The organism is Nocardia sp. NPDC001965, from assembly GCF_053594175.1.
Genome location: NZ_JBSFDZ010000047.1, coordinates 1 through 13,816, shown reverse-complemented (window position 1 = coordinate 13,816; position 13,816 = coordinate 1). Strand labels below are relative to the sequence as shown.

At 67.4% G+C, this 13,816-nt stretch carries 12 protein-coding genes; 5 read left to right on the top strand and 7 right to left on the bottom strand.

Annotated elements, in window-relative coordinates; genetic code table 11:
• Window positions 1-88: 88 nt before the first annotated feature.
• The 5 genes from ACWCPQ_RS31715 to ACWCPQ_RS31695 all read right to left on the bottom strand — a co-directional run bounded on the left by ACWCPQ_RS31715 (window position 89) and on the right by ACWCPQ_RS31695 (window position 6,046).
• Complete coding sequence (locus ACWCPQ_RS31715) at window positions 89-1,951, bottom strand: bifunctional diguanylate cyclase/phosphodiesterase (RefSeq protein ID WP_449905758.1); 1,863 nt, start codon at window positions 1,949-1,951, stop codon at window positions 89-91.
• Window positions 1,952-1,967: 16 nt separating this feature from the next.
• Window positions 1,968-4,118 (bottom strand): Rv1355c family protein, encoded by a 2,151-nt coding sequence (locus ACWCPQ_RS31710; protein WP_449905756.1) that lies wholly within the window; start codon window positions 4,116-4,118, stop codon window positions 1,968-1,970.
• A complete protein-coding gene (locus ACWCPQ_RS31705) occupies window positions 4,108-4,881 on the bottom strand; it encodes a hypothetical protein (RefSeq protein WP_449905754.1) in 774 nt (257 codons plus the stop codon). Before ACWCPQ_RS31705 ends, ACWCPQ_RS31710 begins: the two co-directional genes overlap by 11 nt.
• 269 nt (window positions 4,882-5,150) lie before the next feature.
• Entirely contained in the window at window positions 5,151-5,606 is a 456-nt protein-coding gene (locus ACWCPQ_RS31700) for an effector binding domain-containing protein (RefSeq protein WP_449905752.1), read from the bottom strand.
• Entirely contained in the window at window positions 5,603-6,046 is a 444-nt protein-coding gene (locus ACWCPQ_RS31695; RefSeq protein ID WP_449905750.1) for a GyrI-like domain-containing protein, read from the bottom strand. The genes ACWCPQ_RS31700 and ACWCPQ_RS31695 overlap by 4 nt, the downstream gene beginning before the upstream one ends.
• A 433-nt stretch (window positions 6,047-6,479) precedes the next feature.
• Between ACWCPQ_RS31695 and ACWCPQ_RS31690 the strand changes: the two genes are divergently transcribed.
• On the top strand, window positions 6,480-8,723 hold the full coding sequence (locus ACWCPQ_RS31690) for a hypothetical protein (protein WP_449905748.1): 2,244 nt from the start codon (window positions 6,480-6,482) through the stop codon (window positions 8,721-8,723).
• Window positions 8,724-8,760: 37 nt separating this feature from the next.
• Here ACWCPQ_RS31690 and ACWCPQ_RS31685 read toward each other — a convergent pair whose 3' ends face one another.
• Window positions 8,761-9,588: an SGNH/GDSL hydrolase family protein gene (locus ACWCPQ_RS31685; RefSeq protein ID WP_449905746.1), complete on the bottom strand. Its 828-nt coding sequence runs from the start codon at window positions 9,586-9,588 to the stop codon at window positions 8,761-8,763.
• 169 nt (window positions 9,589-9,757) lie between these two features.
• Here ACWCPQ_RS31685 and ACWCPQ_RS31680 point away from each other — a divergent pair, with 169 nt between their 5' ends.
• Window positions 9,758-10,333, top strand: coding sequence for a TetR/AcrR family transcriptional regulator (locus tag ACWCPQ_RS31680; RefSeq protein WP_449905744.1), 576 nt, complete (start codon window positions 9,758-9,760; stop codon window positions 10,331-10,333).
• Between the two features lie 149 nt (window positions 10,334-10,482).
• Window positions 10,483-11,397 (top strand): SDR family oxidoreductase, encoded by a 915-nt coding sequence (locus ACWCPQ_RS31675; protein ID WP_449905742.1) that lies wholly within the window; start codon window positions 10,483-10,485, stop codon window positions 11,395-11,397.
• Here ACWCPQ_RS31675 and soxR read toward each other — a convergent pair.
• On the bottom strand, window positions 11,318-11,893 hold the full coding sequence (gene soxR / locus ACWCPQ_RS31670) for a redox-sensitive transcriptional activator SoxR (protein ID WP_449905740.1): 576 nt from the start codon (window positions 11,891-11,893) through the stop codon (window positions 11,318-11,320). The genes ACWCPQ_RS31675 and soxR overlap by 80 nt on opposite strands.
• Window positions 11,894-12,019: 126 nt before the next feature.
• Here soxR and ACWCPQ_RS31665 point away from each other — a divergent pair, with 126 nt between their 5' ends.
• Complete coding sequence (locus tag ACWCPQ_RS31665) at window positions 12,020-13,285, top strand: arginine deiminase (RefSeq protein WP_449905738.1); 1,266 nt, start codon at window positions 12,020-12,022, stop codon at window positions 13,283-13,285.
• A gap of 29 nt (window positions 13,286-13,314) precedes the next feature.
• The gene (locus tag ACWCPQ_RS31660) at window positions 13,315-13,671 is read left to right on the top strand and encodes a GntR family transcriptional regulator (RefSeq protein ID WP_449905736.1); all 357 of its coding nucleotides are present in this window, start codon (window positions 13,315-13,317) and stop codon (window positions 13,669-13,671) included.
• Window positions 13,672-13,816: the final 145 nt, after the last annotated feature.

Here is a 13,816-nt window from a genome sequence, read left to right as displayed (position 1 = left end):
CCGCCGATCGTGGCGCGGGCCGGGTTACCACCGGAACCGTGCCGTTGAACTCGTGGTGAAGGGCGGGTGTTATTCGGTCACCGGTGGGCTATGGGGTGGCCAGGCCCCGGCCCACTCGCGGTAGGTCCAGGTTCAGCGGGATCCGGCCGAGGGCCAGATGTTCGCCGACCTCGTCGGCCGGGAGCGGGCGGGCGATGAGGAAGCCCTGGGCCCGGTAACAACCCAACCCGACCAGTGTTCGGGCCGCGACCGGGGTTTCGACCCCCTCACCGACCACGCCGAGGCCGAACGACCCGGCCAGACCGATGATCGACTTCACGATCGCCAGATCGTCGGTGCTGGCGCCCAGACGTTGAACGAAACCGCGGTCGATCTTCACCGCGTCCACCGGCAGCGCCTTGAGGTGGGAGAGCGAGGAGTAGCCGGTCCCGAAATCGTCGATGGCGATCTGAACGCCCATCCGTTTGAGCCCGCGCAAGGTGACCTGGGTGCGGGCCAGATCCTGCACCACCACATGTTCGGTGATCTCGAGGCAGATCGAGCTTCCGTCGATCCCGAAATGCCGCAGGATGTCCTCGATACGTTCCACGAAATCCAGGCTCACCAGCTGGACCGGCGACACATTGATCCGCATGACCATATTCGCCGCCAGCCCCTGCCGCCGCCACTGCGCGAACTGCGCGCAAGCGGTCCGCAGCACCCAGCGGCCCAGTTCACCGGCGAGGTTGGTGGCTTCGGCGACGGTCACGAACGCGCCGGGCGGGAGCAGGCCGCGGGTCGGGTGCATCCAGCGGACCAGGGCCTCCATCGCTACGATCCGGCCGGTGCGCAGGTCGACCTCGGGCTGATAGTGCAGGATCAGTGATCCGTCGGCCACCGCACTGCGCAGGTTCAGCTCCACATCGTCCTGGAGTTCGAACTGTGCGCGCATCGCGTCGGTGAACAGGGCCACCCCGTTGCCGCCGCCGGATTTGGCCGACAGCAGGGCGTGGTCGGCGCGGCGCAGCACATCGGCGACCGTGGTCTCGCCGGGGATTCCGACGGCCACCCCGACGCTCGCGCCCCGGCTCACCGATTCTCCACCCACGGTGACCCGGCGGCTGATGAGTTCCTGGATCCGGGTCGCCTCGTATTCGGCGGCGACGGTATCCATCGGTTTGGCGGGAACGATCACGAATTCGTCGCCGCCGAGGCGGGCGATCATATCGTTGGGGTCCAGATTGTCGCGCAGTCGCTCGGACAGGGTCCGGATGAATTTGTCCCCGGCGGTATGGCCGAGGAAGTCGTTGAGAGCTTTGAGCCGGTCCAGGTCCAGGAAGAATGCCGCGACCGGCCCGGGACTGCCCGACTGCAGTCGCTGCTCCATATGTTCCAGCAGTGCCCGGCGGTTGGCGAGGCCGGTCAGATCGTCGTGCAGGGCGATGAACCGCAGTTGTTCCTCGGCTTCCACCCGGGCCTGCAATTGCGCGAACAGCGTGGCGATCGCTTTGAGAACATTCAACTCGCGGGTACTCCAGTCGCGATCGCCCACCTTGACGAAGCCGAGCAGGCCGGTGGATCTGCCCCGGGAGACCAGCGGAACCGCCGCGGAGCTGATATCGCCCAGTCCGGACGCGGAATGGATGGTCTGCTGGTAGTCGGCGGCGCTGGCGGGGATGAGGAACGGCTCGGTGGCGTGCTCGAGCGATTTGAAGACCGAATCCGCCTGATCGAAATACACGATCTTGAGCGGATCCGGCTCCGGTACATCCGGCCGGGGTGGCCATTCGGCCACCAGTACTGTGGACCGGTTCTTGGGATTGTTGTGCCGGAGATAGCTGAAGTCGACGTCGAAATAGTCGATCAGCATCGCCAGCACCTGTTCGGTCGCCGACACCATGGTCGCCGAGTCGACGCCCATCAGCTCCGCGGCGACTTCGGTCACCAGCGAGTCGAGTGTCCGCCGAGGCACCTGATCTCCGATCACACTATCTGCGGCTGTCCGCGCCCGGTACCGGGCGCCGTCGGCTCCGCACGCTGGCAGCTGCCGCGTAACTCAGGCGTAGTACCAGCGCCACGCTGTCCTGTTCCGGCACTTCCAGTATTTCCAGGAAACGACCCTGAAGTGTGGACAGTCTATCCGCGTATGCCGGGGAAAGTGCATCCAGTTCGGTACGGGATCGAGAAAACAGAAAGACCGGGGACATCGGCTGGACTGCCAGACCGGAGCGCTGCGCCTGGATCCAAAGCCGCGCGACGGCGGCCCCCGCACGGGCATATCCGGTCAATGCCCCGGGCTCGGCGCCGGGATCGTCGGTGAAGGTCAGGGCCACGACGGCCGAGCTCGAACGCACCCGGTCCCGGGCGTAATCGCCCAGTGCCGCACCCGCCGACCAGCTGTGCAATTGGGCCATCACATCGGCGCGTCGCCCGATCTGCAGCGCGACCCGTTCGTCGGGTGCCAGCTCGAGTGAACGGGTGTCGATACCGTCGGTCAGGTCGTCGCCGGGCCAGCGCATCTCCGCGAACATCTCGCGGTGCAGCAGCGGTGTGAGGTAGCGGATCCGGTCCGATTCGGCCAGGACCGCGGCCATGGTCCGGATCCCCGGCGAATCGGCGACCGCCCGCATCCGGGCGCCCTCCGCCGCGGCGGCGGCGGCGAGCCCGCTCAGCACCGCGGCCGGGATCTGGCCGCCGTAGCCGAGCCGGCGATTGGTCTCGCGGGCGAGTGCGTAGGGGTAGTCCGCCGCCAGTGCGGGGTCGGTGCCGGTCCCGTGCCGGAGCACCGCGATCAGTGGGGAGCCGGGGTCGGCGCTCGCGAGGTACTCGTGGGGGCCGAGAACGTCGTAGGCCGCGGCGGCGACGCGGGCGTTGTACAGGGCGGCACCCACCGCCACCGCGCTGCCCCGGCAGCCGATATCCATGGCGGTCGTGTACCGCGGCTCGAGGGTTATCCGGGTCTCCCGCGACGTGGATCGCAGTGACCAGGGCTGGATGTTTCCGCCGGAGGGGGCGCGCTGGGCGCAGACCAGAATCCGGTCGACGGTGGTGCCGGCGGGGTCGTCGGTGTCCGGGTCGGCCGGGTGGCCGTCGGTATCGAGTTCGGGGTCGGCGAGTGCGTCGAGGGCCTGTTCCACATCCACCCGGGTGCGGCCCGACCGCAGTGGGCGGCCCAGCCCGATCCGCCGGATCGCCGTCGCGACACTGGCCGCGCCCAGCACCACATCACCGCTGAGCTGCGGCCAGCTGTTGAGGGTCTCGCCGACCTCGACGAGGCTGCCGGCCATGCGCGCCGACAGATCGCGGGCACCGAGCAGGCCGACGACATAGGGGGCCTTGTCGCGGGTGGACAGGCCGCGCAGCTGTTCGGCCGCGGTATCGCCCAGCAGGCCGTGGAAGGGCACCCGGTCCGGTTCCAGATCGAAACGCTCCACGTCGAGCAGGCCGCGGTCGCTGGTCTCCATGATCAGCGGCAGCCGCCGGCGGCGGGCCGATTCGCGGATGAGCAGTTTTATGTCGAGAGAATCGCATTCCTCGACAACGATTCCCAGACCGTCGACGAATTCGTCGACGGTTTCGGCATCCACACCGCCGCCCCGCACCTGCACCGGAAGGTACGGATCGAGTTCGGCGATCCGCCGGGCGGTGACGATCGCCTTGTTCACCGCGATATCGAACAGCGTCGCGGGCACCCGATTGAGGTTGGACAGTTCGAGTTCGTCGAAATCGGCGAGCCGCAGGGCGCCGCACACGCCCTCCTGGGCCAGGGTGTAGGCAATGGCGTGCCCGACGCTCTGGCCGACCACGCCGACCGTGACGGTGCTCAGCTTCTCCTGTTCGGCTCGGGTCAGCTTGTTGCGGTTGCGATCCAGGCGGATCGCGCGGAAGGTCCGCGGCCCCGGCAGGACGAGCACGCTGCGCCGCCACGGGTAGTACACCCAGCGGTCGTCGGACGCGCTCTCGCCGGTGTCCGGGGGGTCGTTGAGCCGGGCGAACTCCGCGGCCAGCAGGCCCCGCAGATCATTGAATTCGATATGGGGGATGGCGCGTAGTCCCGCCAGGGCCCGCTTATCGTCGAGATCGCTCGGGTCCAGGATCAGCGGCCGGTATTCCACCCCGAGATCTGCCTCACCGACCATATGCGTAGCATTCCTCCCCACCGGGGCTCAGCAGGTGATGCGACAGCCGTGACCTCGGTTCAGCTAATCCCATAGCGCGAAGTTCACCACGCATGAGCAGATACTGCAACTTGTCAGCAAATATGTGATATGTCCTCGTGTCCCACCAGATCGGCAGGGTGTGATAGCGCTCGTCGGGGTATGGCACCGGCGGGATCGACTGGGCGGGGATTCCACCGCTGGCGCGGTGCCGCTCGGTGGTGAAGGAGGCCACCGTGGCGAAGCCGTACCGGGCGCCGAGGATGCGGGGCGCGTGGGCCATGCAGCGCGAGATCGCCGCTGCCAGATCGTTGCGCCGGGGTGCGTCCCGGGCGACCCAGACCGCGCGGGATTCCACCACGCCGCGTGGAATGCGCCGGGCCATCATCAGTCCGAGGTCGGCCGCGCCGGGCCGGCCCGCCCACGGGATGAGGGAGCCGACCTCGGAAACCCAGGTGTAGGGGCCTTGGACGCGCAGGCCACCCACCAGTTCGCCGGCGGAGTCGGTGGCGGCGAAGAAAAGGGCCGTGGACGACCCGTCGAGGACCCCCTCGTAATCCAGTGCGGTCTCGTTGCCGAAGTGGCGGTAAGCTTCCCGCGCCCCGTTCAGATATCGGCGCCAGAGGCCCGGGGAGAGATTCGGGGTGGTGGCGCGGATGTCGTAGCCGGAGACGTTGTCGCGAAATCGCACAGTGCGGCCACGGCACGGGTCTTCCTGGCCGACTGCGATCGTTTCGACAGTCATGCAGTTCCTACTCTTTCGCCGCACAACCCAGGGACCGTGCGGGATTTGTTGTCCAGCAGCCCGTCCGACGCCCCGGCTCGTCGGCGTGCCCTGTGCAGTATCCGTCATCGGAACACAATTGACCAGAACTCTGGTTAATCTTCCGAAAACCTGGCTCGTGTCCGGTCGTCGTCGCAGGTCAAACCGGATGAGACAGGTATGTACCGTTACCACCAGACCGGTTGGTACTGACTTAGTTACCGGTTGGCAACAAGTTGTTCCGTATGTGGTCAGGGGGTGATGGAGATGAACAGCTCCACGGATTCCGAACCGTGCCAGATCTCGATCTCCTCGCGGTAGGCGCGAGTGATCTCCGCCGACGCGGTCGCGTCGTCGACCTGGGCCCAGACATCCTCGACCGGATCGTGATAGTCGCCGTTGGGAACGAACCGGGCGTAGACACCTCTCGGGACCCGGACCAGGACGTCGCCGACCGGGGCGTCGCCCGGGTCGGCGTATTCGAAGCACACCAGCGCGTTGTAGGTCCCCGTCGGTGTCCGGACGTACACGGTGTACATGGGCCGCTGTGAATCCGGTGACCCGGCACCGTTGTCGAGGCGCTCCCGTACCCGGTCCTTGAGGAACTCGATGAGCTCGCTGTTGCTGACCTTGAAGCTGGGCCGGACCTTGGGGAAGACCAGTCCGGCGTACACGGATTCACCGCGCACCACGATCGTGTAGGTCATCGCGGCTCTACCGCCAGATACAGGTCGATCTTGTAGGCGTGCGGGTAGAACTCGAAATCGCCGGAGAAGGTCCGGTTGATCTGGTTGTGTTCCTCGGCGTAGGCGATCTGTGTCCACAGGCTGGTCATGATCTGCGGAAAGTTACCCACCGAGGAGAACCTCGCGTAGGTGCCACGCGGTAGGCGGGCGACCAGGTGGCCGCGGGTGACCTCGTCGAAGGCCGTGCATCGGTAGCCGACGATCTGGGTGTTGTAGGTGCCCAGTTCCGTCGAGTAGTCGGTATAGGCCGTGGCCAGCGGCCCGCCCAGCTCGTGATGTAGTACCGACGCCCAAGCGCCTTCGAGGTCGCGGTCGTACAACTCACCGAGCGCGCGCTTGGGGCTGCGAACCGGCAGTCCGGCCACCCACGTCTCGTCCCGCTCGACGAATTCAAACTGCATGGAACGACTCTTTCGAGATGTGTCCTGGTCGGCAAGCCGACCGAATGGTCGGCTGGATCCGCCATGCTATCAACCGGCGGCGGTGCCGCCCGTTTGCCCGCGCCCGGCGTCGCGGCGTCGCTGCCGCCGGTGGCCGGGCGGCTCGCTGCCGCTCGATCGGAAACCCACCATCATCAACCGGAATATCGCATTTGCACCAGTGTCCCGCAATGTGAGAGTAATCGCCTTCATGGGACGAATTGCCGTTTCTACGAGCTGAATTCGGCATTTTACCGCTGTTCTCAGTGGTGGGTATTTTTCCGGTTATTGTTCGGTAATTCATCGTCGCGGGACCGGTCCGCCACTACCAGTTCAGCTGAATTTCATTCGGCGTGGATACCAATGCCAGCATGATCGGTAGACCAGATCGGCGGGCCTTGTCCGCACCCGGCGAGTGCGCGAAACGCGCATCCCGCTGACCGGACCGACGGCCATGCGCCTGTGGGGTGAACGCGGCAGCAGTACGCCGCGAACGGCAGCGGGGTGGGGGCGCCGGTTCCTCTGGTGCCTCGCCGGAGTCTTCGTACTGGCCGTGCTGCCGGGCTCGCTCGGCGCGGTGGCCGTCGCGCAGGACGGAGTGACCGGGCTGACCCGAATCGACGGGGTGGCCTGGATGGATATCCGGGATTCCTTCGGCGTCCCGCTCGCCGACTACACCTACATCAGCGACAAGGGAGGGCTGCTCGACCCCGGTGCCACCGTGGTGTGGACGATCGTGGGGCTGGAATTCGTGGGTTACATGATCATCGTGACCTGCGCGATCTGGTTCATCGGCTACGCCCTGAGTTTCGCCTGGCTGGACTTCTTCGCCGACGCGCTGCGTGGTACCGCCGGTGCGTTCGCCGACCAGCTGGCCACGCCGGCCGTCCTCATCACGGCCGCGACCATCGGCGCGTTCTTCGTCGCCTGGTTCATCGTGCGCGGTTTCCACGCCCGCGCGGTGATCCATACGGTGACGATGCTGGCCGTCGCGGTGCTGGGGCCGTTTTTCCTGGCCGAACCGCTGGCCGCCGTCCTGGGCTCGGACGGTCTGCTCGCCCAGGGTCGTGATGTGGGCCTGGCGGTCGCGTCCGGGTTGAACGGGTCGATGAATCGGAATCCGGATCTGGCGGTCAGCACACTGCAGGGCGATATGGCCGACAACTTCGCGCGCCGTCCGGTTCAAGTGTGGAACTTCGGTCATATCGTGGACAACCGGTCCTCGTGTGCCGCGGTGTGGTCGTCGGGCGTGACCGCGGGCGATACCGGCCGGACCCGGAGCGCGTTCACGGCCTGCGGGGACACCGCCGCGGCCGCGGCCGCGGCCCACCCGAGTGTGGGGCAGATCGGTACCGGTCTGCTGCTGCTCGTATCGGCGGCCGTATTGCTGCTGTTCGCCGTGATTCTCTGCTATCGGCTCATGCGGGCCGCGCTCGATGCGATCATGCAGGGATTCCTGGCGATCTTCGGGTTCGCCGCGGGCGGATTCGTTTTCGGGCCCACGCAGACCTTCCTGGTCCGCAACCTGGTCAACTCGGGTATCGCCGCGGCCCGCATGTGTGCGTACACGGTGTTCATCGGGGTGTACCTGCTGTTCCTCGGCAACCTGTTCCAGCAGGCGCGTGGGCAGGTACTCGCGGTCATCGTGATCGCGGCGGTGGTGGAAGCCGTGGCGATCCTGCAGTTCGGGCGGTTGGCCAAAGGGCTGACCCGCGGGTCGGACTGGATGGCCAACCGGTTCTCGCTCACGATCCAGGGCGCGCGCGGCGGTTCCGGCGGTACCGCGCTCGGTATGGGCGGTGGTGGCAAGAGCTCCGGGGGTGGGTCCGGTATGGGCACGATCGCGAGCCTCGCGGCCCTGAACACCGTCAACTCCTCGCCGCTGACGGCTTGGCTGGCCGGGGCCACTGTCAACCCGCTCAGTCCGCTGGCGTTCGGCAAGATGCGCAACGACCGGGTAAATGTGGCCACGGCGGACAGCCGGCTGGAAGGGCATCAGTGGGCCGCGCTGTCCCGGCAGAACTGGCGATTGCTGGCGCGGCGGGAGGCCGACGAATGGGGCGGTATCGAAACCGATCTCGGCCTCGCCCGTGCGATCAAGTACCTCGACAACAACCGGGTGCCCTACCGGCACATGTCGGCCGTGCTGCTCGACGCCGGGGCGAGTCACAGCAGCATCAATCAGGCGTTGCGCGCGCGTTCGGTCCGCAACGAGACCAGATCGCGCAACCCGTACGGCTTCGCGCCCCTGCAGAAGGCCGTCGCCTCCGGCAACGCGGTGATGAATCATGCCGGGACCGATGCGCAGGCAGCCTTCGCCGCGCAGGCAGTGGCCGACGCGGACAGTCTGGCCCGGCATACCCTCGCGCCCGACCCCGGTGCGCAACTGAACCACGCCTTCATCTCGCGAGTCGAGCAGTACTGGGATTCCGACCGGGCGCTACGGGCCAATATCGCCCCCGACGAATGGAACTCGGTCGGCCGGGCCACTCGGACCGCGATCGCCCATCGGCTGTCCACGGATCATTTCGCCATCGCGCGCGCCTTCAGCGACAGTCCGACGCCCGCGAATCACGAGGCCCTCATGGCCTCGGTCAAACGGCTGGCCAATCTGGATCACACAGTCCCCGAGATGGGTCTGGATCCCTGGGACGTGTGACCGTGCCGGCCGTCGCGGGCACCGGGCCGCGGGACGGTCAGGCGGGGCGGTGCAGCGCCGTCGCCAGCCAGTGCGCGGTTATCTCGGTGACCACGGCGCCGCTGCGGTCGCTGAGATGGATACTGTCGACGAACAGTTCCGAGCCCCGGCTGTGCGCGACCTGATCCCAGCTGCGTCCGAACAGGTAGTGCTGGACGGCGGCAGTGAACGCGAGAGTGAAGCCGAAATCGTAGCGTGTGCTCGGATCGCCGTGCTGCCCGACGAGATCGGCGATCCGTTCGTGGAGCGGCAGATAGTCGATGCCGGCGCCGGCGGCTGTCGCGGCGATCACCCGGTTGAAACCGGCGAGTCGGCGGTTGATCTCGTCGTCGGGATCTTCGCCGAGCGGTGGCAACGACATCAGCGCCAGATGGGTCGTCCCCGCGGCGGCGATCCGGCCGACGATTTCGGTGAGGTTGTTCCGGTAGGTGTCCAGCGCGACGTCGTCCCGGACATCGTTGGTGCCGACGAGGACGATGACCGCGTCCGGATGGCAGTCCAGGACATCGGTGTCGAGCCGATCGAGCAGGTCTGCGCTGGTGTTTCCGTTGACGCCGGCATTGACGAACCGGAGATCGCGGAATTCGTTCCGTTTCCGGAGCGCGCCCACCCAATCGGCACCGAGGTTGCCTCTGGTCATGCTGGCTCCGGCTGTGACGACGACGGGCCGGCCGGTGCTCGCCGCGCCGCGGCAGGCCTTCGCCGGCGAGTCCGTCGGAGACCGGACGAAGGTGAGGTAGCCGACGATGCCCGCGGCGCCCAGCACGGCGGTGAGGGTGACGGCGAGAACGAGCAGCAGTCGTTTCCGGGTGGTCAGTGGTCGCATATCGGTTCTCCACGGAGATCGAGTGCCCGTGCCGGTGGGATCGGGCAGCGGTGGGACGGCGGATGTGCTCCGGGCGGTATCGGTGAACCCCTCTGGGTTAGTAAACACTAGCCGGTCCAGAATGATCTAGCGTCTACTAACCTGTCGAGCGCGCAACGAGGAGACCGAGATGAGCACGCGCGAGCGGATCCTGGACGCGGCCGCGGAGATTCTGCGCTCCCGGGGAGTCGTCCATGCGACGACCAAGGAGATCGCGCGGGCCACCGGTGTGTCGGAGCCGACGCTCTACAAGTACTTCGGCGACAAGGAGAACCTGCTGCTGGCCGTCCTTCGAGAGAGACTGCCCGGCCCCGCCCGGGCGGGCATCGTGCCGGGTGCGGGCGAGGTGGCGGACAATCTCATCGAACTCGCTCGCGCGGCGCTCGACTTCTACCGGCAGTCGATCCTCATGCTGGGTGCGCTACTGGCGGATCCGCGGCGGATGGCGGCCCACCGCGCCGCCATGGACGAGCACGGAGCGGGCCCGGACCGGGCGGCCGCCGGCTTCGCCGCGTATCTGGCGGCCGAACAGCAGCTCGGCCGGATCGCTGCGGGCGCGGCGCCGGACGACGTCGCTTCGCTCCTGGTCGGTGCGTGTTTCCACGAGGCGTTCCTGGCTCACTATCGCGGTGCCGTCGACGCACCCGCCCGCACCCGCGATACGGCCGAGGGGCTGGTCCGTGCTCTCGTGCGTCCACTGTTGTAGCCGGGCCGGGGCGGGGGCCCGCTGTTCGGTCACCCGTGCGCTGCGGTGCGCACCGGTAGCGTGTCCGGCCGCCCGGTTCCGCCGTGCCGGGCAGTCCCCGGATCGGTAGGCTGCTGCCGACAGTGCAGTCGGACGATCGGGAGTTCATTATGGGGCGGATCGACCGCAGAAAATCGGTCAAGGATGCGAAAACGCTGATCACCGGCGCGGCCAGTGGTATCGGCCGGGCCACCGCACTGGCGGCCGCGGCACGTGGGGCGCGGCTCGTTCTCACCGATATCGACGCCGCCGGACTCGCCGATACGGTCGCCGAAATCGAACGAGCGGGCGGCACGGTGCTCATCGCCGACGCGTTCGATATCACCGATTACGACGCCGTCGCCGAATTCGCGACGCGGGTGCACGCGGAATTCGGGGCCCTCGATGTGGTGATGAACGTCGCCGGGACCTCGGTCTGGGGCACGGTGGACAGCCTGGAGATCCGGCACTGGCGGCGGATGGTCGATATCAATCTGCTGGGGCCGATCAATATCATCGAGCGATTCGTCCCGCCGATGGTGCGCGCCGGCCGGGGCGGAGCGCTGGTGAACGTCTCCTCGGCCGCCGGCCTGCTGGCCCTGCCCTGGCACGCCGCCTACAGCGCCGCCAAATACGGGCTGCGCGGGCTGTCGGAGGTGCTGCGTTTCGAGTTGGCCGAACACGGGATCTCGGTGCACGTGGTGACGCCGGGCGCGGTCGCCACTCCGCTGGTGCGGTCCTTCGACCTGGTCGGTGTGGACAAGGAGCATCCGCGGGTGCAGAAGGTCACCTCGCTGTTCACCCGGCATGCCGTGGCGCCGGAGAAGGTCGCCGCGGTGATCCTGAAGGGGATCGAGCGCAACCGGTTCCTGGTGTACAGCTCCTTCGATATCCGATTCGGCTACTGGTGGAAGCGCAAATTCGCCTTCCCGTACGAACTGCTGATGCGGCAGGGAAACCAGCAGTTCAGCACGCTGAAGCGGTCGGTGAATCGGGATCTGTCAGCGGTGAACACAGCGAATCCGGATTCTCCGGCGCCGAGCTGAGCGTTTCGCCGGATCCGCTGTGTTCCGGATCCGGGCAGTTGAGATGGACATCGAGTACACGGGCCCCGGGACCCTCCGCGCCGAGCCGGTCGTACTCGTTCACCAGTTTGCAGCTACCCAGCGAGAGGCAGCCGCAGCCGATGCATCCGGTGAGGTTGTCGCGGAGGCGGACCAGCTGGGTTATCCGGTCGTCCAGATCTTCCCGCCAGGCGGTGGACAGCGTCTCCCAGTCGCGCCGGGTGGGCGTGCGACCTTCCGGCAAACGATCCAGCGCGCCCCGGATTTCGCTCAGCGGGATGCCGACCCGTTGCGAGATCCGGATGAACGCCACCCGGCGCAGCGTCTCGCGGGTGTAGCGTCGTTGGTTTCCACTGGTCCGGCGGCTGGAGATAAGGCCTTCACGTTCGTAGAAATGCAACGCGGACACGGCCACTCCGCTACGCTCGGAAAGCTGGCCCGGGGTCAGCTCCTTGATCTTCCAATCCGCTGTCGGCATCGATACTCCTCCTTTATCTGAACAATACTTCAGGTTGCTGGAGGCCGGGGTGGAATCGGGGCAACTGCCCCGCGAACCGGCGGGAGTTACCGTGCCCACGCCTCGCTCGCGCATTAGTGTCGGGACATGGGACCAGATGCCGCATCCGATCCGACGTCCGCCCGGGGCGTGAACCGGGCGTTCTCCGGCACCTACGGGGTGACCAGCGAAGTCGGCGACCTGCGCGCGGTACTGCTGCACCGCCCGGGCGACGAATTACGCCGCCTGACCCCACGCAACAACGACCAACTGCTGTTCGACGGCATTCCCTGGGTGGAACGCGCCCAGCAGGAACACGACACCTTCGCGCAGGTACTGCGCGACCGTGGAGTCGAAGTCCTGCTGGTGGCCGATGTGCTCACCGAAACGCTCGAGGTGAGCGGCGCCGCCCGCATCCAGGGCATCTCCGCCGCCGTCCACGCACGCCGGCTCGGCCACGCCCTGGCCGACGATCTGGCCGGTCATCTGCGCGCAGTGCCCGCCCCCGAACTGGCACGAATCCTCATGGCGGGAATGACGTTCGACGAACTCCCCTTCGCGGCCGACAACACCTCGCTCGTCCGCCGGATGCACCAGGGCGGCGATTTCGTCATCGATCCGCTGCCCAACCTGCTGTTCACTCGGGACTCCTCGTTCTGGGTGGGGCCCAAGGTCGCGATCACCGCACTGGCGCTACCGGCGCGCGCCCGGGAAACCTCGCTCACCGACCTCGTCTACGCCTTCCATCCGAGGTTTCTCGGGGTGCGGCGGGCCTATGAGTCGCATACCGCGCCGATCGAAGGCGGCGATGTGCTGTTGCTCGCATCCGGCGTGGTGGCGGTCGGAGTCGGCGAGCGGACCTCCCCCGCGGGGGCGGAAGCGTTGGCGCGCAGCCTGTTCGACGACCGGCTGGCGCATACCGTGCTGGTGGTGCCGATCGCGCAGAACCGCGCCACGATGCACCTCGACACGGTGTGCACGATGGTCGATACCGACGCGGTCGTGATGTATCCCGGTGTGCGCGAAAGCCTCACCGCGTACACGATCCGCCCCGACGAGAAGTCGGGCGGTTGCGTGGTCACCGGACCCGAACCGTTCCTGCCGGCCGCGGCGGCAGCCATGGGCATCGGCAAACTCCGCGTGATCGATACCGGACTCGACGGGGTGACCGCCGAACGCGAACAGTGGGACGACGGCAACAACACCCTGGCCCTGCGACCGGGAGTCGTCGTCGCCTACGAGCGCAACGAGATGACGAACGCCCGGCTCGAGGACTCCGGTGTCGAAGTCCTGCGCATCCCCGGCTCGGAACTCGGCTCGGGTCGCGGCGGCCCACGCTGCCTGTCCTGCCCGCTTGCCCGGGATCCGGTATGAAACCCGGCCGGATACGGTAAGAACGAGCCATGCTCGAAATCACGGTGACCCACGATTCGGGCGTCCCGCCATACGAACAACTGCGGCTCGCTGTCATAGCCCGGGTCCGGGCAGGTGAACTGGCGGCGGGCACCAAGATCCCGACAGTGCGGGCCCTCGCCGCGCAACTTGGCCTGGCGCCCAACACAGTCGCCCGCGCCTATCGCGAACTGGAACAGGACGGGATCCTGGAAACCCGCGGCCGGCTGGGCTCCTTCATCGCCTCCTCCGGCGACCCCACCGCCGACGCGGCGGGCCGTGCGGCCTCGGAATACGTCGCGACCATCCGGCGGCTGGGCCTGGACGCGGCAGCAGCCATCCATTACGTCGAAGTCGCGCTGGGATAGGGACGTACAAGTGGGGGGAGGTTGCTCGCGAAGGTGCTGTGTTTTCGGCGCGCTGGCGCGCGCGGGGTTGAGGCCCCCTGAAGTCTCGCCGTTCAGGCCTCGGGACTCGCGCCTTCGGCGCATGCGCTTCGAGGCCTGAACGGCG

Excerpts from the sequence above, each read along its gene's own strand:
- ACWCPQ_RS31710 (WP_449905756.1), bottom strand. The coding sequence starts at position 4,118 with ATGGTCGGTGAGGCAGATCTCGGGGTGGAATACCGGCCGCTGATCCTG.
- ACWCPQ_RS31705 (WP_449905754.1), bottom strand. The coding sequence starts at position 4,881 with ATGACTGTCGAAACGATCGCAGTCGGCCAGGAAGACCCGTGCCGTGGC.
- ACWCPQ_RS31700 (WP_449905752.1), bottom strand. The coding sequence starts at position 5,606 with ATGACCTACACGATCGTGGTGCGCGGTGAATCCGTGTACGCCGGACTG.
- ACWCPQ_RS31695 (WP_449905750.1), bottom strand. The coding sequence starts at position 6,046 with ATGCAGTTTGAATTCGTCGAGCGGGACGAGACGTGGGTGGCCGGACTG.
- ACWCPQ_RS31685 (WP_449905746.1), bottom strand. The coding sequence starts at position 9,588 with ATGCGACCACTGACCACCCGGAAACGACTGCTGCTCGTTCTCGCCGTC.
- ACWCPQ_RS31680 (WP_449905744.1), top strand. The coding sequence starts at position 9,758 with ATGAGCACGCGCGAGCGGATCCTGGACGCGGCCGCGGAGATTCTGCGC.
- ACWCPQ_RS31675 (WP_449905742.1), top strand. The coding sequence starts at position 10,483 with ATGGGGCGGATCGACCGCAGAAAATCGGTCAAGGATGCGAAAACGCTG.
- soxR (WP_449905740.1), bottom strand. The coding sequence starts at position 11,893 with ATGCCGACAGCGGATTGGAAGATCAAGGAGCTGACCCCGGGCCAGCTT.
- ACWCPQ_RS31665 (WP_449905738.1), top strand. The coding sequence starts at position 12,020 with ATGGGACCAGATGCCGCATCCGATCCGACGTCCGCCCGGGGCGTGAAC.
- ACWCPQ_RS31660 (WP_449905736.1), top strand. The coding sequence starts at position 13,315 with ATGCTCGAAATCACGGTGACCCACGATTCGGGCGTCCCGCCATACGAA.